At 62.5% G+C, this 18,821-nt stretch carries 16 protein-coding genes; 5 read left to right on the plus strand and 11 right to left on the minus strand.

The features are described 5' to 3' along the window. The first annotated feature begins 16 nt into the window (after positions 1-16). Positions 17-1,282, plus strand: coding sequence for a YihY family inner membrane protein (locus ACN0X7_RS03905; RefSeq protein WP_417514314.1), 1,266 nt, complete (start codon positions 17-19; stop codon positions 1,280-1,282). 12 nt (positions 1,283-1,294) lie between these two features. Here the strand turns inward: ACN0X7_RS03905 and ACN0X7_RS03910 are convergent, their stop codons facing one another. Then, on the minus strand, positions 1,295-2,314 hold the full coding sequence (locus ACN0X7_RS03910) for a lysophospholipase (protein ID WP_417514316.1): 1,020 nt from the start codon (positions 2,312-2,314) through the stop codon (positions 1,295-1,297). On the opposite strand from ACN0X7_RS03910, the gene ACN0X7_RS03915 reads away from it, so the two are divergent. Then, on the plus strand, positions 2,314-2,736 hold the full coding sequence (locus ACN0X7_RS03915; protein WP_417514318.1) for a nuclear transport factor 2 family protein: 423 nt from the start codon (positions 2,314-2,316) through the stop codon (positions 2,734-2,736). The two genes, ACN0X7_RS03910 and ACN0X7_RS03915, sit on opposite strands and share 1 nt — an antisense overlap. Before the next feature lie 38 nt (positions 2,737-2,774). On the opposite strand, the gene ACN0X7_RS03920 is transcribed toward ACN0X7_RS03915, so the two are convergent. From ACN0X7_RS03920 to ACN0X7_RS03955, 8 genes are all read right to left on the minus strand, one after another. Beyond that, entirely contained in the window at positions 2,775-3,362 is a 588-nt protein-coding gene (locus ACN0X7_RS03920; RefSeq protein WP_417514320.1) for a uracil-DNA glycosylase family protein, read from the minus strand. Between the two features lie 77 nt (positions 3,363-3,439). Beyond that, complete coding sequence (locus ACN0X7_RS03925) at positions 3,440-4,723, minus strand: 2Fe-2S iron-sulfur cluster-binding protein (protein ID WP_417514322.1); 1,284 nt, start codon at positions 4,721-4,723, stop codon at positions 3,440-3,442. Positions 4,724-4,822: 99 nt separating this feature from the next. Beyond that, complete coding sequence (locus tag ACN0X7_RS03930; protein WP_417514324.1) at positions 4,823-6,322, minus strand: hypothetical protein; 1,500 nt, start codon at positions 6,320-6,322, stop codon at positions 4,823-4,825. 96 nt (positions 6,323-6,418) lie between these two features. Beyond that, positions 6,419-8,194: a multiheme c-type cytochrome gene (locus ACN0X7_RS03935; protein ID WP_417514326.1), complete on the minus strand. Its 1,776-nt coding sequence runs from the start codon at positions 8,192-8,194 to the stop codon at positions 6,419-6,421. An 8-nt stretch (positions 8,195-8,202) separates the two neighbouring features. Further along, the gene (locus tag ACN0X7_RS03940; RefSeq protein ID WP_417514328.1) at positions 8,203-10,209 is read right to left on the minus strand and encodes a hypothetical protein; all 2,007 of its coding nucleotides are present in this window, start codon (positions 10,207-10,209) and stop codon (positions 8,203-8,205) included. Beyond that, a complete protein-coding gene (locus tag ACN0X7_RS03945) occupies positions 10,206-11,021 on the minus strand; it encodes a hypothetical protein (protein WP_417514330.1) in 816 nt (271 codons plus the stop codon). The genes ACN0X7_RS03940 and ACN0X7_RS03945 overlap by 4 nt, the downstream gene beginning before the upstream one ends. Next, positions 11,018-12,688 (minus strand): cyclic nucleotide-binding domain-containing protein, encoded by a 1,671-nt coding sequence (locus ACN0X7_RS03950; RefSeq protein WP_417514332.1) that lies wholly within the window; start codon positions 12,686-12,688, stop codon positions 11,018-11,020. The genes ACN0X7_RS03945 and ACN0X7_RS03950 overlap by 4 nt, the downstream gene beginning before the upstream one ends. Positions 12,689-12,871: 183 nt before the next feature. Further along, positions 12,872-13,846, minus strand: a complete 975-nt coding sequence (locus tag ACN0X7_RS03955) for a multiheme c-type cytochrome (RefSeq protein ID WP_417514334.1) — start codon at positions 13,844-13,846, stop codon at positions 12,872-12,874. A 206-nt stretch (positions 13,847-14,052) separates the two neighbouring features. Here ACN0X7_RS03955 and ACN0X7_RS03960 point away from each other — a divergent pair, with 206 nt between their 5' ends. Beyond that, positions 14,053-14,364 (plus strand): tetratricopeptide repeat protein, encoded by a 312-nt coding sequence (locus ACN0X7_RS03960; protein ID WP_417514336.1) that lies wholly within the window; start codon positions 14,053-14,055, stop codon positions 14,362-14,364. A 285-nt stretch (positions 14,365-14,649) separates the two neighbouring features. Then, the gene (locus ACN0X7_RS03965; RefSeq protein WP_417514338.1) at positions 14,650-15,807 is read left to right on the plus strand and encodes a porin; all 1,158 of its coding nucleotides are present in this window, start codon (positions 14,650-14,652) and stop codon (positions 15,805-15,807) included. A gap of 282 nt (positions 15,808-16,089) precedes the next feature. Here the strand turns inward: ACN0X7_RS03965 and ACN0X7_RS03970 are convergent, their stop codons facing one another. Continuing rightward, positions 16,090-16,890, minus strand: coding sequence for a crotonase/enoyl-CoA hydratase family protein (locus tag ACN0X7_RS03970; protein ID WP_417514340.1), 801 nt, complete (start codon positions 16,888-16,890; stop codon positions 16,090-16,092). Positions 16,891-16,909: 19 nt separating this feature from the next. On the opposite strand from ACN0X7_RS03970, the gene ACN0X7_RS03975 reads away from it, so the two are divergent. After that, positions 16,910-17,620, plus strand: coding sequence for a hypothetical protein (locus ACN0X7_RS03975; protein WP_417514342.1), 711 nt, complete (start codon positions 16,910-16,912; stop codon positions 17,618-17,620). Positions 17,621-17,652: 32 nt separating this feature from the next. Here ACN0X7_RS03975 and ACN0X7_RS03980 read toward each other — a convergent pair whose 3' ends face one another. Continuing rightward, complete coding sequence (locus tag ACN0X7_RS03980; RefSeq protein ID WP_417514344.1) at positions 17,653-18,681, minus strand: histone deacetylase family protein; 1,029 nt, start codon at positions 18,679-18,681, stop codon at positions 17,653-17,655. Positions 18,682-18,821: the final 140 nt, after the last annotated feature.

Raw genomic sequence — 18,821 nt, forward strand, 5'->3', positions numbered from 1 at the left:
GGACGGTCAAATTGCCATGCGATTAGCACGGGCGAAGCTGCGTGATCTGGGGTCGCTCGGACACTTTGTGTTACGCAGTTTTGCAGAACACCGACTGACCGAGGTGGCGGCCTCCCTGACCTTCACGTCCCTGCTGGCCCTGGTGCCACTGATGACGATCAGCTTTGCCATCATCTCCGCCTTCCCCCAGTTCGACAACATGCAGGAGGAACTGGAGAACTTCATCTTCGGCAATTTCGTGCCTCACGCCAGCGAGACCCTACGCGAATACATGGGCACCTTCCGGGGCAATGCGGGCAAGCTCTCGGCCATCGGCACGGTGTTTCTGGGCGTCACGTCGATCATGCTTCTGGTCACCATCGAAGGCGCGCTGAACCGGATATTCCTGGTCAAGCGCAAGCGGTCGATCACGATGCGCCTGCTGGCCTTCTGGGCGCTGCTGACGCTGGGGCCCGTGCTGTTCCTGGTGTCCATATCGATGACCAGCACCGTGTTCACTCTGGCGAACCAGACCGGCGGGGAGGATCTCAGCGCCGCCTTCAAGCTGGTGGGCCGGGTGGTGCCGTTCATCCTCGGACTGGCGGGCTATGTGGTCCTGTATACGGTGATGCCGAACCGCCGGGTCGAATGGCGCGACGCGCTGGTCGGCGCGGCCATCGCCGCCTTCCTTTTCGAATCGCTGAAGGCGCTGTTCGGACTGTATGTGGTCATGTTTCCCACCTATCAGACGATCTACGGCGCGATTTCCGTCCTGCCGATCCTGCTGCTGTGGATCTATCTGTCCTGGATCATCACGCTGGCGGGTGCAGGCATCGTTGCCTCCCTGCCCGAATGGCGCGGCCATGCCGGCACAAGCCTGTCCGAAGCCCCGCGAGCGGGCCGCCTTGCGCTGGCAATCGAGGTGTTGCGGGTTCTCCGCAAGGCCCATCCCAATGGAGAGGACGTGCGTCCCCGCGCCCTGATCAAGCGGCTGAAGGCATCACCATCGGTGCTGGAGGAAATCATGGACCGGCTGGAGACGGCCGGGTTCGTGAAGGAGACACGACGGCATCGCTGGGTGCTGGCGCGCGAGATTCGCGACCTGACGCTCTACGATCTGATGCTCGCCCTGAAGATCCAGATCCGGCAGCCGGAACTGCGCGGCGGCCCGGTGCCCGGACTGGAGGACGTGATCGACGACGCGATCACATCGGAACGGAAGGTGTTCGGCGTGCCCCTGCCGGATCTGCTGGATCGCGATGGCGGTGCTACACCCTCGATCATTCGCGAAAGCCCGTCATGAAACCGGTGGCGATCAGCCGCCTTCGGCCCCGTCGCGCAGAAAGTCCGCGCGCTCATGGGCACCGCTCGGCAGGTCCGGACCGCCCTTCATGATCCAGTGCCGCACGTCGTTCTGCACGATCGGCCCGTTCAGATCGCGGAACAGCATGTGCCAGCCCTTGGGGTACACGGCCAGATCCGGTTCGATCTCGAACCGGGCAAGCGTCTTCACCACCGCATGGCGTGGCACGATCTCGTCGTGCTCGCCGTACAGGACCAGCACAGGCGTCTCGATCCGGGGCACCGCCGCATAGGCCGCATCCATCAGGTTCACCAGCCCCGCGATCACATCGACCCGTGCGCCCTTGATCACCAGCGGGTCACGGCCCATGGCCCTCAGCATCTCGATATTGTCCGTCGGTTGTCTGCGCAGTCCGTTGCCGCGCAGCACGAGCCCCGGCAGGACCGCGTTGAAGGCGCTCAACACCCGCTGATAGGTCGGATTCATGGTCTCGCGGCTCCAGACCGCGGGCGCGCTGAGGACGGCACCGTCGACCCGCGGTGCCCCCGAACGGCCCAGCAGCGCCATGACGACCGCGCCGCCCATGCTTTCGCCGACCAGGAAGACCGGCTTTCCCGGATGCCTGGCCTGCACGACCGATATGACATCCGCGAGATCGTCGACCAGCGTCTCAGCCGTCGGCCAGATGCCCGGATCCGCATTGGCACCGAACCCGCGCTGATCGTACGCGTAGGTCCGAATCCCCTCTTTCGCCCAGCGCGCCGCCGGTTCGCGCCACGCGTGGGCATAGTCGTTGATGCCGTGCAGGGCGATGACGACGGTCCGAACCTCGCCGACGGCATCGGCCTGACGCAGCCGCAGGCGATAGCCGTCGGACATGACGAAATGATCGCCTTCCAGCGCCGCTTCCTGTATGGCCGGGCCTGCGGGCTGATACCGTTGCGTGCAGGCGGCCAGACCGACGAGCAGGATGATCGTCAGGAAACCCCTGAGAACACGGGTCGCGGCCGGCAGATGAGAGTGAGAGGTCAATGTCAGACTCCGACGAACAGATGATGGCGCTGCTGAATGCCAATGCGGAATTCTATCGCGCCTTCCGGTCCGGCGACATCGCCGCGATGACCAGCCTATGGGCGGATCGTGAAGATATCGTATGCATTCATCCCGGCCACGCATCGTTGCGCGGCCGTGAGCAGGTCCTGGGGTCCTGGTTCGATATCCTGTCGGCACCGCCGCCTGTGACCATGCAGGACGCCGACGGGATCATCAGCGGCGACATCGGCATTGTGACCTGTGTCGAAATCATCGAGGATGCCTATCTGACCGCGACCAACCTGTTCGCATGGACGGACGGAGACTGGACCATGGTGCATCACCACGCCAGCCAGATTTTCGAATCGCTGGGTGACGCTGACGATCAGGATCAAGAGTCCCTGCCGACGACGCTGCACTGACGGGTTCGCCCGGAACAGTCGGCGTTCCGGGAAACGCTTCACGACGCCAGCAGTCGCGCCACCCGTTCCTGGAGTGCGGGGACGACCTCGGCCTGAAACCACGGATTGCGGTTCAACCAGAGATTGTTGCGTCCCGATGGATGCGGCGTCGGCAGGTGCGACGGCAGAAAGGCACGCCAGTCCCGGACGGTCTCGGTCAGGGTCGGCCGGCGCTGACCGGGCAGATGATAGTCCAGGGCGTACTGTCCGATGCAGACGGTGAGTTCGATGCCGTCGAGCGTGCGAAAAAGCCGGTCGTGCCAGGTGGCCCGGCATTCCGGACGGGGCGGCAGATCGCCCTTGCCCTTCACCGTTCCGGGATAGCAGAAACCCATGGGAATGATGGCGAAGCACGAGGGGTCATAGAAGGTGGCCCGATCCACGCCCAGCCAGGTGCGCAAGCGGTCGCCGGAGGGGTCGTTCCATGGGATACCGGTCTGGTGAACGCGTATCCCCGGTGCCTGTCCGGCGATGGCAATCCGTGCACCCCGCCCGACGTTCAGCACCGGGCGCGGCCCCAGCGGCAGCGCATCCGCGCACAGCGTGCACGCCCGGATCTCGGACAACAGTTCGTTCAGTTCATCCAATCGTCGGCCCCGATGAAAAAGCGCGCCGACTGACAGCCGACGCGCTTTCCCGGTTCAGTGGTGAGTCAACGCGGCTGTCAGGCGTCCAGTTCCATATCGGTCTTCGGCACTGAGATACAGGTCAGGCAGGACCCCTTGTTCACTTCGGCGCTCGGGTCGGTGGCGTAATTCACGTCGCCGGAAAGCACCGCCGTGACGCATGTGCCGCATGCGCCGGCGCGGCAGCCGGAATCCATGTCGATATCGTTCGCCTCGGCAAATTCCAGGATCGAATCGGCCGATCCGTCCCAGACGATTTCCTTCTCGGATTTCACGAACTTCAGCTTGAAGCCGGTGCCGCCCGTTGCGGGCGCCACGCCGTCTTCCTTGTCCGCGCTCTTCTTCGACTTGACCGTGGCCGGACCGAAGGCCTCGAAATGGATCCGGGATTCGGGAACATCCCAGTCCCGCAGCCCGTGGAACAGGCTTTCCATCATCGGCGGCGGACCGCAGAAATAATAATCGTAGTTGTTCGACGGCAGGACCTCGCGGAACAGGTCTGCGCCGACCCGTGCCTTGTGATGATAGTCCTTGCCCTCGACATCATCCTCATCGGGACCGGAGTAGACGATCCGGACATGGATGTTCTCATGCGCCTGATCGATGGCTTCCAGATGCTCGCGGAAGACATGCTCGCGACCGTTGCGCACGCCAAGGAAGAACCATGTCTCCCGTTTCGACCCGCTTTCGACGATGGCATTCAGCATCGACAGCACCGGCGTGATACCGATGCCGCCGCCGATCAGAACGACCGGCGTGCTGCGGTGCATGTCCAGGTAGAAATCCCCGCCCGGCGCCTGCACGTTCAGGATGTCGCCTTCGTTCACATTGTCATGGAAGAAGTTCGACGACGACTTGCCGACGTCGGCCTTGGCCGGGTCCTTCGGCGGCGGATTGCGCTTGATTGAGACGCGGTAGTATTCGCTCTTCGGGCTGTCCGAAAGCGAGTAGCAGCGCGTCGTGACCTTCTTGCCCGACGGCAGGTCGAGCTTGAACGTCAGATACTGGCCGGGCTCGAAAGGCGGCAGGGGCCGTTCGTCATGCGGTTGCAGATAGAACGAGCAGATATCCTTGTTTTCGGGGTTCTTGCGGGCCACGCGGAACTTGCGGACACCGTTCCAGGAGAGCTCATTCTTCTGCTTGTCGAACTCACGTACCGCGCGGATGCGCTCGACGCGTTCCTTCAGCAGACTGATCTCTTCCTGTACGCCCCTGTCGACCACCCCGGCGGCGCGAAAGTTGTTGTAGATCAGTGACAGTACATACAGTCCCATCAGGACCAGTACCGCGATCGCTACATAGTTGACCGCTCCGAGTTCCATCCCGTCCTTACCCCCCTTGTTGGACGCGTCCGCCAGACCCGCCGACGGGATGCGCCCTGTTCAGGCGCATCCCTCATGCCGGGGCGATCCGTCGATCCGTCAGAATTTGCGGCGAACCTCGAACCGCAGTCCCGCAATGTCGTCGTCATTATTGCGGATACCGTACATCGCGTCAGCACGAATCAACCAGGCCTTGCTGATCGGCAGCTGCCAGCGCACCCCCAGGGCATACTGGTCGCCCCGCGCGTTCGCATCGTTGCCATAGGCCTGCACGGTCGCCGCTTCCACAACGATCTGCTGATCCAGGTTGAACAGATACTGCAGGCCGATCGCGCCACCGAAGGCGTCCGCGGCCGTGTCGTCCAGGAACGGGAAGCCGGTCAGACCGTCGGTCTCGAAGTTGATACCGGTATTGATCAGCAGGCCGTTTGCATTGGCAAGCGGCTGCGGGCGTCCGGTACCGAAGAAGAAGTTGGCATAGGGCAACAGCGTGTAGGGCTTGTGCGTCATCCAGCTGGTCTCGACCAGCAGCGCCATGCCGTTACCCAGGTCCTGCCCGCCGTCGTCGCGCTTCTGACGGCTGGCAAAGCCGCGCACGGAATACGACAGGATGTCGTGATAGCGCGATGTCCAGGACAAGCTGGCGCTCAACAGATCCTGGTCGCCCAGCTTGTTGTCGTCGACATCGATATAGCCGATGCCGCCTTCGATGTAGCCTTCCAGCGTCTCGATGAACGCGGCCATGCCGTAGACGTTGGCGTTATTGTCGGCGACCTTGCCGCCGGCATCGACGATGGCGTCATTCTCGACGTCGTCAAAGCCCGCGAAGAAGGAGAATTCCATGTTCGAGATGTCCAGCGCCTTCGAGTTCAGCGCCGGAATGGCGTAGGCGCCGCCGACGACCGCGTCGTTCATCCAGAGGCCGTTCTGGAAGAACAGCGGTACGAGACCGACGGAGAACGGATAGTCGCCCTTGTAATAGCGGCCCGTGAAGCCCTGCGCGATGGCACCTGCGTCGCCCTCGAAGAACAGGGTTTCCAGATTCAGGTCGAACTCGATATCGCACTTGTCTTCACTGTCGCCACCGGCGAATTCGCAGCGGGTGAACTGATTGCCGGTATCGATCGGCCGGATGAAGGCGTGGAGACGTTCGGTCGACGTGATCTTGAAGTCGATGTCGATGTTCAAACGCGTCGCGATCTGGGCGACCTCGTCATTCCCGTTGTCGTTGAAGGCCACGGCCGTGCGCCAGTCACCAAAGGCCTGAACCGCGAACTGCGTCGGATTGAGTTCACCGAAAATCGTCAGCGGCTCGCTGAGCTGTCCGGAGACATACTGCGGCTGTCCCAGTTCGAACAGCGGCCGCGGCGCAACCACTTCCGATTTGCCGCCGTAGATCGCGAGCTGTGCCTGAATATCGTATGGCGTATCCGCATACGTCGGGTCCGGCTTGAACGCGTCCGCCTGGAACTCGATGCGCTTGGCACCTTCCGACATCTTCGGATTGTAATCCTCGGCCGACCAGCCGCTGCCGGCCGAGAAGGCCAGGACGGTCGCAACCGCTGTCGCGCTTGCGACGGTATTTCTGAAATGACGCACTGCACCCATCTCCCTTGAACCCCCAAAACCCTCGCGGGCGGTCAGATCTTTCGGAAGCGGGCGGCACCCCTCCGGCACCGCCCGTCCGATTTGACGTTACTGAACCTCGATTTCCACAGTGTAGGGATGCATGTCCAGCATCCACTGGTTCATCGCCTGCTCCATTTCCTTCGTCGCACCGACGAAGCGCATGAAGTAGATCGGCTCGGCACGGCTGCGCATCCGCGCGGACAGCTTGTAGGTGCCCGGCTTGGTCAGCAGTTCACCCGGCACCGTGTAGTTGGCGTCGCGGTCACCCAGAGGCGGGATCGAGCGGGCCTCCATCCGGATGAAGCCCGGATGGTTCAGCACGGTGGTCGGCGTGTTCGGCTGACGCAGGAACGGCCGCTGGTCGATGTCGAAGTTGACCGGCAGGAACATCTCGCGATCCGTGCCCTTTACGTTGGTCGTCAGGAACTTGGTCTGGAGATTGAACAGCTGGCGGTCGTGGGCGATCCGGCCTTCCTGCACATCGATCGAGTGCAGATCGGCCATGTCACCGTCACTGTCGACGTAACCCGATTCCCAGATCCTGTTGCCGTCCGGATCGGTCAGCGCGACGTTCAGCCAGATCTCGGGCTGGGCGCCCAGGCTGCCCGACGGCAGGTTGTGACCGTTGTTCGTGTTCTGCACGTTGTACTTGAAGTCGAAGTCCTGTCCGACACGCGGTCCGTCGTCGAAGAACGGGCCGTCGAGATGACTGCCATTCTCCATCACGGCGCGGCGGAGTTCCTTCTTGTACTCCAGACCTTCGAGATTCTCCTCGATGATCTCGCGGGCCTCGAACCGGTCGTCTTCCGAAGACCAGACTTCCGGGAAATCGACTTCGATCTCTTCGTTATAGACCTTTTCCTCGAACTCCTCGGTGCCCCATCCAGCGCGCCAGTCGAACTGCAGCCACTCTTCCATGGTCCAGTTCTCCGCCGACGGATTGTGCGGGAAGATGCCCGGATGCGCGATCGGATAGCCGGGACCGTAGAAGGCGTGGTTGTGACGGTCGCGATCAGGGTTGATGGCTTCGCCGTTCACGACGGCTGCCGGCCCCTTGGCGTAACCTTCGGCCTTACCCGGAACCTTGCCCATGTGGCATTCCTGGCAGCTGATGCCTTCGGCGTGCGCGGGGCTGTCGCGATACTGATCCCAGACGACCTCGAGCTTGATGCCCAGGTTCACCGCCACCTGGTGACAGGAGGCGCAGAATTCCGGTTCGGAAATCTGCGAGAACTTCACCACGTTCGTGTGAATCTTTGCGCCGCGCTCCTCGTCGGAGGTCGCAACCCGGTAGAAGCTCTTGTCTTCCAGCACCTTCTTCAAGCCCTCGCCGTCAGAGTTGGTGTAGACCGACTCATAGATCTTGCCCGGCTCGATGCGGCGTTCGCCGTTCGGCTTGTAGTAGGTCGTCTTGACGCGATGGCAGGTGATGCAGGTGATGCCTTCACGGCTGACCTGGCTGCGTTCCCAAAGCGGGGCGGCGCGGGATTCACCCAGCGTCGTGCCCACACTCTGATGACAGCGCACGCAGAAGGTGCCGATCGTTCCCTGAGTCAGGTTGGTGATCGCCTGCTCGAACTTGTGGAACATCGGAGAAATCGACGCGTACGCGTGATTGGACGACGCCCACTCCTGATAGATGTCCTCGTGACAGGCTGCGCACTTGGATGCACTGGGGAACTGTTCATCGTTGAAAAGTTCCGTATGCGCCTGATCCCCCAGCGCCTGCCCCTTGTCCTGGGCCTGAGCAGCACCAAATCCAAATACGACGGCGGCCCCCAAAGCCACCGCCACCAAACGTCCGCGCCATATTGAAATGTGCGACTGATATTCAGTAGCCATTAACATCCTCATCCTCCGTCCTTGCCGGTGTTCTCGTGTCCAACAACCGGCGCTCCGACCATTGACTCGTTGAACTGCGGCTCGCGATGGTATTCGTGACAAAGCAAACAATCTTGTTTCACTCTTGCAGTAGTATGACACTCTGCACAAGTCTCCTTGGCCACCGGTTGGAACCCTGACTGGAACTGTGTTGCATCAAAGCTACTAAATGATGCCGCGTATTCAGCATTCGGGTTCGGCTTATGACAGGTTGAGCAAAGCGTACCCGGTCCGAGAAGATTGATGTGCGGTCCGTGATCATACTTGACGTAGGGCCGATCCTCGACGGGCTGGTATACCCACTCAACCACGAGCGTGCCGACAGTATCGTCGCCCCCCCCCATCTTGTCGGTGACCTGAGTCACAGCGTGGCACTTGGCACAGTTGCCGAGACCGGAATCGGAAAGCAGGAAGTCGCGCAGCCCATGCGCCAGATCCACGGATTCGCTGTCGGCCCGTTCGGCCAGGATCGGCGCATTGACGCCATAGTCGAACCAGGCGGTCGCAACCAGGTTGCCGTCACCGTCGGGGACATATTTCACGGACAGGCCGTCCGATGACCATCCGCCGCCCGTGACCGCGCTCGGCTCCTCATATTCCCGCTGCTGCATCCAGGCGCAGACCGCCTGGCGAATCAGTTCGCCGTCGAGGCCGGCCAGCAACCGCTCTGGCGGCGGCGAGCCCGGCAGTGCCTCGATCCGCTCGACCAGCGGGCTGATCCCGCTTTCGGCCAGTTCCATGTAAAGTTCGCCGATGACGTCCGTGTAGGCATCCGGATCGTCGGCCGGCACGCCCAGCAGCAAGGCGAGCGCCACGGGGAGGTTGTCGCCATTGTCCTCGTAGAAATACTCGTCCGCCTCGGGCGGCTCCGCATCCTCGCCGGCGGCCTTCGCCTGAAGATACTCGGTCTGCTCTTCGGTCAGGCCGCAAACCTCCGTAACACGCTCTGGATCGAACGGATTCTCTTCCATGTAGGGCACGTTGATCAGCTGCATCGCGCGATCCTGAACGCCCTGCAGATGGCAGGATGAACAATTGTCCTCGAACGATCCCTGGGGCACGTTCCGGCCGGCGCGCGTGACGTCGTGGCAGGTGACACACGTCGGCTGCTCGTTCTCCGCCAGTTCCTTGGGGAAATGTTCGGCGAAATGCGCGATGTGGTTGAACTGGATCGCGCCGCGGACCTCGTGCGGATAGGACGAGGAGAAATCGGGATGGTTCCTGGAAAAGGATTCGATCTCGACCTGATGGCAGCTGTTGCACTGCTGGTCTTTCATGGGCGCGATATTCGCGTCGACGCCCTTGTGCTCGGTATGGCACATCACGCAATCGGTCTGCATGTCCGCGCTGGGCGACGAGGCCTTGAAGACCTCCCCGTCGAACGTCGCGTTGTGCGGCGATCTCTCGGGCCCGGCGAATGCATGACAGTCCACGCAGCTGTCCCCCACCGACTGGCTGGTCACGAACGCCTTCGCCCAGGCGACGACGCCCTGGCCATGCGCCTCGTGGCAGGCGGCGCAGCCCTTCTCTTCCATCGCGAAGTTCGAATGGGCACCTGAAAGCGGTCCGGGCATCAGGGATGACGCCTGCGCCTGATCGCCCTGGAAGCCGGAGGGCTGGAACCACAGAAACGCCAGGATGGCAGCCACGACGAACATCGCCACCAGCGCCGAGATGCGCTGACGACGGCGGCGCAGCGAGGGCCGCGGCGTGCACGGCGGGTGCTGCATGCAGCAGGTCCCGTCCGGCCGGGGTCCGTCCGCGCAGGGACCGCCCGCCGACGGCGCGCGCCGGCATTCCCAGCGATCACCGTTGCGATAGGGCGTGCACTCGGAAGTGCCGCCGCACGACCCGTTGAAGTTCGGGCCATTCGGGCAGGGTTTTCCGAACGAACAGGCGCGGCCGCAGACATAGGGGAATGTCGGGCGCTCGTAGGCGCTGTTCTGATAGCTGAATCTGTCTTGGTCCGTGATCATAGCAGGTACACATGAACGAGGATGATATGCCAGATCATCAGCAACAACACGCCGACGGCCATGGGCACGTGGAAAAGCAGCCAGACCTTGGCCATACCGTTAACGGCATAGGCGAAATCCAACCGGTTCTTGATCAGGGCGAGGTCTTCGAGCTGCGCCAGATAGCCCCTCTCGGTCTCATCGAGGTACCGGGCAATGGCCGTGGTCTCCCGCCGGATGTAGGCCCGTCCGGACTGGAAGCCGAAAAAGTGACTGGCGAGATATCTGGGTCGCCGGAAATACCAGGCCAGCGTTTCCGTGTAGTAGCGGGCGAGCGTATCGGAAGCTGCTTTCTCGGCCGCCTCCTCGACAATGGCTTCCGCACGGGCGCGAATCTCGGCGATCTCGTTGGGGATGCGTTCCCAGATGATCTCGAGGCCGTTTTCGGTCAGACGTCGCGGGATCACCTTCTGCATCCAGTAGCCCAGGATGCCGGACAGGCTGACCAGATAGAAGAACAGCGCGAACAGCTGCTCATAGGCACCGGTCGGCCAGATGCTGCCGGTGTGGACGAAGAAAACCGCCAGTGCCAGCGTCCCGAAGACCGCGTGCGCGGCGGTCCAGTAGGCCCCGCGGCCCAGCGGGATCATCGCGAGCCGCTTGCGCACGTTGAACAGCGCCAGAAAGACCATCAGACCGGTCAGCGTGTATCCGGTCACGATGGCCGGTTCGCCGTTCATCATCCAGGTCTTCCAGGAATCCCAGACCAGAAAGATGAATACCGCGATGGCGGCCAGCCAGAAAACGATCAGGGCGCGATGCAGCGATCTCATTTGTAGCCCCCTCTGAACGGATCGGGACCGCGGAAGTCAACGCGGCGCAGCGCGTCGTGCGGACAGGCCCGCTGGCAGGCCGGCCCGCCAGGATTGCTGGAACAGAAATCGCACTTGGTCGCCTTCATGATCGGCTTGTGCTCACTGTCGACCAGCGGCTCGCCCTGAAGGTTCGCCACCTGAACCAGCCGGATGTTGTCATACGGACAGGAGGCCGCACAGGTGCCGCAGCCGATGCAGGTATCGTCATTGACCACGACCGAGCCGTCGGACATGGACCGGTGGATGGCCCCCGTCGGACAGCCGATCATGCAGACCGGATCGGCACAGTGCATGCACGCGTTGGCAACCATCCAGTGATCGAAGGTCGCGCCATGGCGGATGAACCGCGGATTGCCGCCGTGCGTGGAGGCGCAGGCCCGCACACAGTCGTCGCAGCGGGTGCAGCGGTTCAGATCGATCAGCATGGCGCGGGTGCCGTTGATGTAGCGCCGCCCGACCGCCCATTCCTTCAGCGCGTCAGAACTGATCTCCGCACCGGCCAGGTCGGCCAGCCTCTGGGTCGGCGGATCCATCTCCGGGAAGGCGTATTCCTCCAGGACCTGTCGCGGAATGCGCAGGAGGTCGACATAGCCCAGCGCCGTCAGCGAGGTTTCCATGACGACATCGTCGTCCTTGTTCTTCCAGGCCCGATAGAGCTCTTCCAGGCCGTACACGTCGCCCGCCCCCAGATAGGTCAGCGTGCGTTCGCCGTTGCCCAGTTCGGCCGAGACACGGGCGAACCCGGCCCGCACCATCAGGATACCGTCCGGATAGTCGCCCTGCTTTGCGATGGGCGTGCCGTGCTCCATCTCCCGTCCCTGCGCCAGCATGCGCTTGTAGCTGGTGTGCCAGTCGAAGGCCCCGTGGGTTTCGAACAGGGTGCTGTCCTCGACCGCCTTCAGCTGGTCTTCGGTCAGATGCTGGAACATCGGCGCTTCCTGAAGCGCGTTGTGCAGCGCGTTCTTGCGGTACGCCAGATCGATCTTGTCTTTCCAGGTCGTGTCGAACCGGCGCAGTTCGCGCAGACCCTGCCAGCGGATCTCCAGTACGCGGACCTGCGTTTCCGCGAAGATCGAGGCGGTTCGCGGGACGCGGCCCAGCGCCGCCAGTTCGCCGAAGATCATCTCCGGCCCCAGCTGGGCCGTCTGATGCTTGTCGAGAATCGCGGGAATGTCCTGCAGGTAGACACCGGCCGTCGTACCCGAGGTGCCGGCTGCCTGAGCGCCTTGATAGCGACTCGGGTCGCGCACTTCAGGCCGCCAGTTGTTGGTCCAGAGCTGGCTTAACGCCTCGAAGACACCCTTCTTCTTGGTGCTGAGCCGGCCCAGCATGTTCTGAGGCAGGTTCGGACTGAGGACGACGCGCAGATATCCGTCGAGAATCAGGAAGGCGGAATTGCCGTAATCGCCTTCGCGGACCACGATCTCGCCCGGTTCGTAGACCGTCTCACGGGTATCGTTCAGCAGTATGCCGCGCAGCGGCGTGTTGCCCGGAAACCGGCTTTCATCAATGTCCCGAAAGATCGGCAGCGCCATCAGTTCATCGACGACGCTTTCCGTCATGTCCGGACCGAATGGCGTCGCCCAGCGCTGCGGCCGGGCCATCGTTTCGACGGCTGTCACCATTTCCGCTCTGCCCCCTGCATGGCCGGACACAACCCCCGTTGCAGCCCGACCGTCCCCCTGGTGTCTTCGACGTATGCCTCCACCGGTATCTCATCCGGCGTCTTCAGATTTGACGACCGGCCACCGGAAGGCAATCCCCTCCGGTGGCCCGCCGCCACACCCGTTGCGTTTACAAGCTACAGATCACTTGTATTCGCTTTTGCTCGGCAGCATTGATCCCACCTTGCCGGTGAGGTCCATGTTGCCCTTGTAGATCTTCGCCACCAGCGCCCGCGCGTTGTCGGCAGTCGGTGCCGCAATCAGCGCGTCCGCTTCCGGCATGCCGACCGCCTTCAGGGCCGCAACCGCCTTGGAGGCGCGTGCCTTCTGGGCAGCGACATACTTGGCGTCGCTTGTCTTCTTCATGGCGTTCTCAGCCTGAACCAGCGAAGCCGCCTGTCCGGTCACGAACCAGCGTGACAGTTCGGCAGGCGTCATTTCCTTGTTCTCGGTCTGGCTGTCATAGAAACGGTGACGCACCTGACCCTGGCTGTATTTGACCAGTTCGAAGTCCGGATTCAGCGGGTGACCCGCCGCCAGCATCTTGGCCGCAGTATCGCCGTCCAGCGAATCGCGCGCCATGCCGTGACAGTTGAAGCAGTTCTGAGCCACTTCATAGTTCACGCTTGCGGGCATATCCGGAATGTCATCGCGCCAGCGCGGCCAGCGCATGCCGGCAGCCGCGGCCTCTTTGTAGCGCTGGGTCTTGTGCAGCGGCGTCTCGTCTTCCTTCTTCGTGCCCTTCGGGCCGTAGACGTTGTGGATATTGATGTATTCGGATCCCGGACCATGGCAGCTCTCGCACGACGGTCCGAAATTGTTGCCGACGCGGCCACCGGCCTTCTTCGGCGCCTGTGTGTAATGACACTGACCGCAGGTTTCCGAACGCTTCATGCTGCGCTCACCCACGGCTTCGGTCACCTTGTCGGCCATATCGCGCTTGTGGATGTCCTTGTAGGACTCCGCGTGCGGCGTGCCTTCCCAGACCTTGTACTCTGCGCCATGGCAGTCCTTGCACTCGGTCGGCCCGACGTTTTCCTGGGCCTGCGCCGCAGCGCCTGCCATCCAGAGACCAGCCGCCGTCGCCAGCGCCAGTCCGATTTGTCTCAGTCCAGACATGAACATGTCTGCCACCCCTTGGTTGGTTGCCTCAACTCTGCTCTCCCGCCGTCCGGCAGACCGTTGAACCTGATCTGCCCGTTACGACGAACGCATTACAGTCTAGCAGCCTTAACGGGTGATGAAAGTGTTGATTCAAAACCATTCACAATCGATAACCCTTTTGAATCATTCGTCACTTCCCAGACCCGTAAGGTCCGAACCCGATGCACCGTACATTTGCCATCGTCGCACTGACAGCCGCCCTTGCCGCCGGGGCAGTCGCCATCGTCGGCCAGAAGCAGAGCGCGGACGGATCGCGGCCCGTCGCGAGCGGCGGCAGCGTCGCCGCCCTGGAGACTGCCGTACAGCGCAATCCCGATCATGCGGACAGCTGGCGGAAACTCGCGCGCGCCTATCGCGCCGCCGGCGAGACGAAGAAGGCGCTCAATGCCTATGTCCGCGCATCACGCATCGAACCGTCGGACCGCGAAACCATTCTCGCCCTGCAGGACATCGCCCGCGCATTGCGTCCGTGATTTATGTTGCTTTGACGCAACAGCAACATCGAAAATATGACACCAGAGCCACAGCGTGCTGGTGTCAGCGCCCCCGAATATCGAATTTAATTCATATATTTCAGATACTTATTAGATCCGCCAGCTGCTTTTCGTGGCGCGGACCCGTTTCGGGCAACACCCTCGCTTGCACTTGCACCCCCCGGTTGGCTGGCGTAACAGAAATCAAGCCGCAAGTGGTTGGAGGGTATTCCTTCCATGGGGCGGTGGAGGAAGTGCGTTTATTCCTTTAGGAGGGCAAACCAAATGAACCACAAACATCTACTCGCAGGTGTTGCTGCTGCGGCCATCATGGCTTCGGGCAACGCATTCGCAGCGGCCCACGCCAGCGTCGAAGACGCCGTCAAGGCCAACGCAGCCGCCATCGACGCGCTGTCGAAGGAAGTTGAGGCCCTGCAGGCCGGCTCCGACGGCATCCAGAAGGGCGTCAAGGGCGTCAACCTGAAGCTGTCCGGTCACGTCAACCGCGCCGTGATGTTCGCTTCTGACGCAAACGACGTGTCGTTCTTCCAGTTCGTCGACAATGATGCTTCCTCGACCCGCATCACCTTCGACGCCGACACCAAGGCCTCCAGCGGCATGACCGTCGGTGCGCGTATCGAGCTGCAGATCGAATCGAATTCCAACATTGCCACGGCCAACCCGAACTCGATCACGGCCGATGGCGACGCCGAGAACCTGCGTCATGCCTATGTGTTCGTGCAGGGCGGCTTCGGTACGCTGACCACGGGCCAGCAGGGTGAAGCAACCGAAGGCATCCTGCACAACTCGTTCAACTTCGCTTCTCTGGCCGACATCAACCCGGAACACACCAACGGCGCAGCAATCGCCGGCGGCGGTTTCCTGGCATTTGGTGACGGTGGCCGTCAGGACTCGATCCGTTATGACACCCCGAACTTTGGTGGCATGAAGGCCTCGATCTCGGCACGTGACAACGGCGACGTCACTGCTGCGCTCCGTTACCGGGGCAAGATTGGCGGCATCGGCCTGCTGGCCGGTGTTGGCTATGAAGGCAATGGCGGCAACGACAATATTGCTGGCTCCATGGGCCTGAATTTTGGCGTTATCGCGCTGAACGGTGCCATTGCGGTTGAACTGGCCGACGGTGCGGCCGAGAACGATGCGATGTACTACGTCGGCCTGGCCCATAAGGGCAACTACAGCAGCCTCGGCGCTACCTCGATCGGTGTTGATTACCTGAATGTCGTCCGTGACGACATTACGGGTGCAAACGGTGTTGTTCTGACCGCCGCTGGCGCGCTGAACAACAACTCCATCGGTCTTGGTCTGGTGCAGGGTCTTGCTCCGGGTGCCGATGCCTACGCTTCGGTTCGTCATTTCTTCGGAAGTGAAGCAATCGATAGCGCCCAGGCAGCCATGGTTGGTATGCGCGTCAAGTTCTGATGCGGCTCTCTCTTCGGATTGCTCTCGTTGGTATCGCAGTCGGTCTTATGGCCGGCTGCGATCACCAGCCACTGGACGAAGAACCTCCAGGTGGACCAAATGATTCAGTTTCGGGACCCGGACTGTTCACTGGTGCTGATGGCGGATTTATTCTATCCGGACATGGCAAGAGCAAAACTCAGAAGAGAACATACTGATCCAGGCTTTCTGGCTGAAGATCAAAAAGGGCGGTCTCGCGAGAGGCCGCCCTTTTTCTTTGCGTCCGCGTTTGCCTGTCGGCGTTCAGTTTCCGGTGAAGGTCGGGGTCCGCTTCTCCAGGAAGGCGTCGACGGCTTCGGTATGATCCTCGGTCTGGTGCGCCAGGGACTGGAACGCGGCAGACAGTTCCAGCACGCCGCGCAGGTCGGTCTTCTGTCCCTCGCGCAGCAGCCGCTTGGCCATGCGCAGCACCTCAGGCGGGTTGACGGCGATGCGTTCGGCCAGCGCCCGTGCCTCCGGCATCAGTTGCTCCGGCGCCACGCAACGGCTGGCCAGCCCCCATGCCGCCGCGGTCTTCCCGTCCACACGATCACCGGTGAATGTCATCTCGGCGGCGCGGCTCAGCCCGACCGCGCGCGGCAGCAGATAGGCCCCGCCGTCGCCCGGAATGATGCCCAGCTTCACGAAGGATTCGGCAAAGAAGGCACTCTCGGACGCGATCCGTATGTCACACATGCAGGCCAGATCGCATCCCGCCCCGACGGCAGGACCGTTCACGGCGGCGATGGTCGGCACCTCAAGCTCCCACACCGCAAGCGGGATCCGCTGGATTCCGGTGCGGTAGCTCTCGCGGGTCTTCATGGGCGCGCCGCCGAAGATCCCGGCGCGTTCCTTCATCTGCTTGACGTTGCCGCCGGCGGAGAACGCCGACCCCTTGCCCGTGATGATCACGCACCGCACCGACAGGTCGGACTGGATTCGCGCGCAGACATCTTCAAAAGCCTGAAAGGTCTCCGTATAGGAAAGGGCGTTGCGCTGTTCAGGCCGGTTTAAGGTTACGGTGACTATATGACCATCCTGTTCGTAGATTAGTTCATCGCTCATGTTCTTCCCCGGAGTTTCAATGGTGGTTCGGTCATTCAGCCTATCGGGCGGCGGTGCCGCGTTCCAGCGCCTGTGTATCGCGGCGGCATCCGCCCTTTGGATCGCGGTCCTGCTGCTGATGAATGCCGATGGCGCGCGGGCCGCAGCGACCTGCACGGGCGCACCGGAAACCGACGTCCGGATCAGGCTGCAGATTCCGGACGTCGATCTGATCCACGAGAAAAGCTCGGGGGAAATCACGCAGATCGCCGGGCAATCGAAGAAGCGGTTTCTCGAGAACGACACGCGCCTCAACGGCTTTGCCGAATTCCGCATGCAGACCGGACATCAGGTATCGGTCCGCCAGCTGCGTCCCGGCGGTCCCTGCTACTATCTGGAAGATCTGGATATCTGGATCACCGTGCAGGAGCTGCGCATTCACATCGCCAGCGAACTGCCTCCGGGCTCATGCCTGTATCGCGTCACGCTGGCCCATGAGCGCAAGCATATCGATATCTATCGGGAATCGGTCGGACAGTTGCGCGACGAATTCCGGGCCGCGATCCATGACGGCACGGTGCTCCGTCCGATTTCCGCCGGTGACGTCAATGCCGCCTTGAGAAGGTACAGCACGGCGGTCGGGACGCTTCTTTCGGACCTGCGGAACCGCAATGCGCAGCGGATGACCCGCCGCAATGCCGTCCTGGACACGCCTGCGGCGTATCGTGCGGAATATGCACAGTGCCCCTGAAGCGGTCGAACGCGAAGTGAAGGGAACGCCGCTCAGGCGCCGCCGTTTTCGAATCCGTCCAGGAACGCCGCCAGATTGGCACCCAGTTCGTCGCAGAGGTAGCCGCCTTCCTGAACGATGACCGTCGCCGTCTGTGCCGCGGCGACGCGGGCACCGGCCCGCCGGAAACCGCCGGTGGTCACCTTCAGGACGCCCAGCGGATCGTTCTCCTGCGGGTCCAGCCCGAGCGAGATCAGCAGGATGTCGGCACCGAAGCGCTGCACCGCATCCAGTCCCCTGCCGATCGCGTCCAGATAGGCATCGTCGCCCGAACCGTGCGCCAGCGGCAGGTTCAGGTTCCTGCCCGCACCGGCACCGTCACCGCGTTCGGCCGCATATCCGCAGAAGAACGGGTAGTAATTTGTCGGATCGGCGTGGACCGAGACATTCATCACGTCGCCGCGGCTGTAGAAGATGCCCTGCGTACCGTTGCCGTGATGAATATCCACATCCAGGATCGCAGGCCGGCGTCCGGCCGCCACCGCGCGCTGTGCGGCGATCGCCACATTGTTCAGGAAACAGAACCCGCCTGCCATGTCGGCATAGGCATGGTGCCCGGGCGGGCGGCAGAGCGCATAGGCCACCTGTCCCGTCGCCAGCACCATGTCCGTCGCCGTCAGGGCACAATCGGCCCCGGCCAGCGCCGCTTCCCAGGTTCCCGCACCGATCGGACAGGCCGTGTCCGCCATGAAGAACCCCGCCTGTCCGACGATATGGTCGGGGCGGGTCGTCATGTGCCGTCCGGGATGCACGTTCGGGATCACTTCCTTCCCCGCATTGGGCAGGGCCGACCAGCGCTGATGCGCGGTCTCCAGGAAATGCAGATAGTCGACACCGTGAATCGCCGCCACCGGTGCGATACCGTGCCGGTCGGGTGCCAGCACCTCATGCCCCGCATCGGTGACCGCTGCGAGAAAGCGGTCCGCCCGCTCGGGACATTCGGGGCTGGATGTGACGCGTCCGCTGCTGATGAACGAAGACGGGTCGTGCTTTTGCTGGTCGGGACTGTATATGACTTTCATGGACGCAGAATGATCAACCGCGACAGCCCCCGCAAGGGGCAAGCGCCGGGACGGACACGACGCTGAGATATGCCGGTCCGGAGCGAACGCGGAAACGGCCCCGTCCGACGGTCAGCCCGCTGGAAGAAAGGAGCATCTTC

The organism is Minwuia sp. (genome assembly GCF_048263705.1).
In the GTDB taxonomy this organism is placed as follows: Bacteria; Pseudomonadota; Alphaproteobacteria; order Minwuiales; family Minwuiaceae; genus Minwuia.

Bases quoted from the DNA above. Each gene is read 5' to 3' on its own strand.
- ACN0X7_RS03905 (WP_417514314.1), top strand. From the start codon at position 17: ATGCGATTAGCACGGGCGAAGCTGCGTGATCTGGGGTCGCTCGGACAC.
- ACN0X7_RS03915 (WP_417514318.1), top strand. From the start codon at position 2,314: ATGTCAGACTCCGACGAACAGATGATGGCGCTGCTGAATGCCAATGCG.
- ACN0X7_RS03925 (WP_417514322.1), bottom strand. From the start codon at position 4,723: ATGGAACTCGGAGCGGTCAACTATGTAGCGATCGCGGTACTGGTCCTG.
- ACN0X7_RS03935 (WP_417514326.1), bottom strand. From the start codon at position 8,194: ATGGCTACTGAATATCAGTCGCACATTTCAATATGGCGCGGACGTTTG.
- ACN0X7_RS03940 (WP_417514328.1), bottom strand. From the start codon at position 10,209: ATGATCACGGACCAAGACAGATTCAGCTATCAGAACAGCGCCTACGAG.
- ACN0X7_RS03945 (WP_417514330.1), bottom strand. From the start codon at position 11,021: ATGAGATCGCTGCATCGCGCCCTGATCGTTTTCTGGCTGGCCGCCATC.
- ACN0X7_RS03950 (WP_417514332.1), bottom strand. From the start codon at position 12,688: ATGGTGACAGCCGTCGAAACGATGGCCCGGCCGCAGCGCTGGGCGACG.
- ACN0X7_RS03955 (WP_417514334.1), bottom strand. From the start codon at position 13,846: ATGTCTGGACTGAGACAAATCGGACTGGCGCTGGCGACGGCGGCTGGT.
- ACN0X7_RS03960 (WP_417514336.1), top strand. From the start codon at position 14,053: ATGCACCGTACATTTGCCATCGTCGCACTGACAGCCGCCCTTGCCGCC.
- ACN0X7_RS03965 (WP_417514338.1), top strand. From the start codon at position 14,650: ATGAACCACAAACATCTACTCGCAGGTGTTGCTGCTGCGGCCATCATG.
- ACN0X7_RS03970 (WP_417514340.1), bottom strand. From the start codon at position 16,890: ATGAGCGATGAACTAATCTACGAACAGGATGGTCATATAGTCACCGTA.
- ACN0X7_RS03975 (WP_417514342.1), top strand. From the start codon at position 16,910: ATGGTGGTTCGGTCATTCAGCCTATCGGGCGGCGGTGCCGCGTTCCAG.
- ACN0X7_RS03980 (WP_417514344.1), bottom strand. From the start codon at position 18,681: ATGAAAGTCATATACAGTCCCGACCAGCAAAAGCACGACCCGTCTTCG.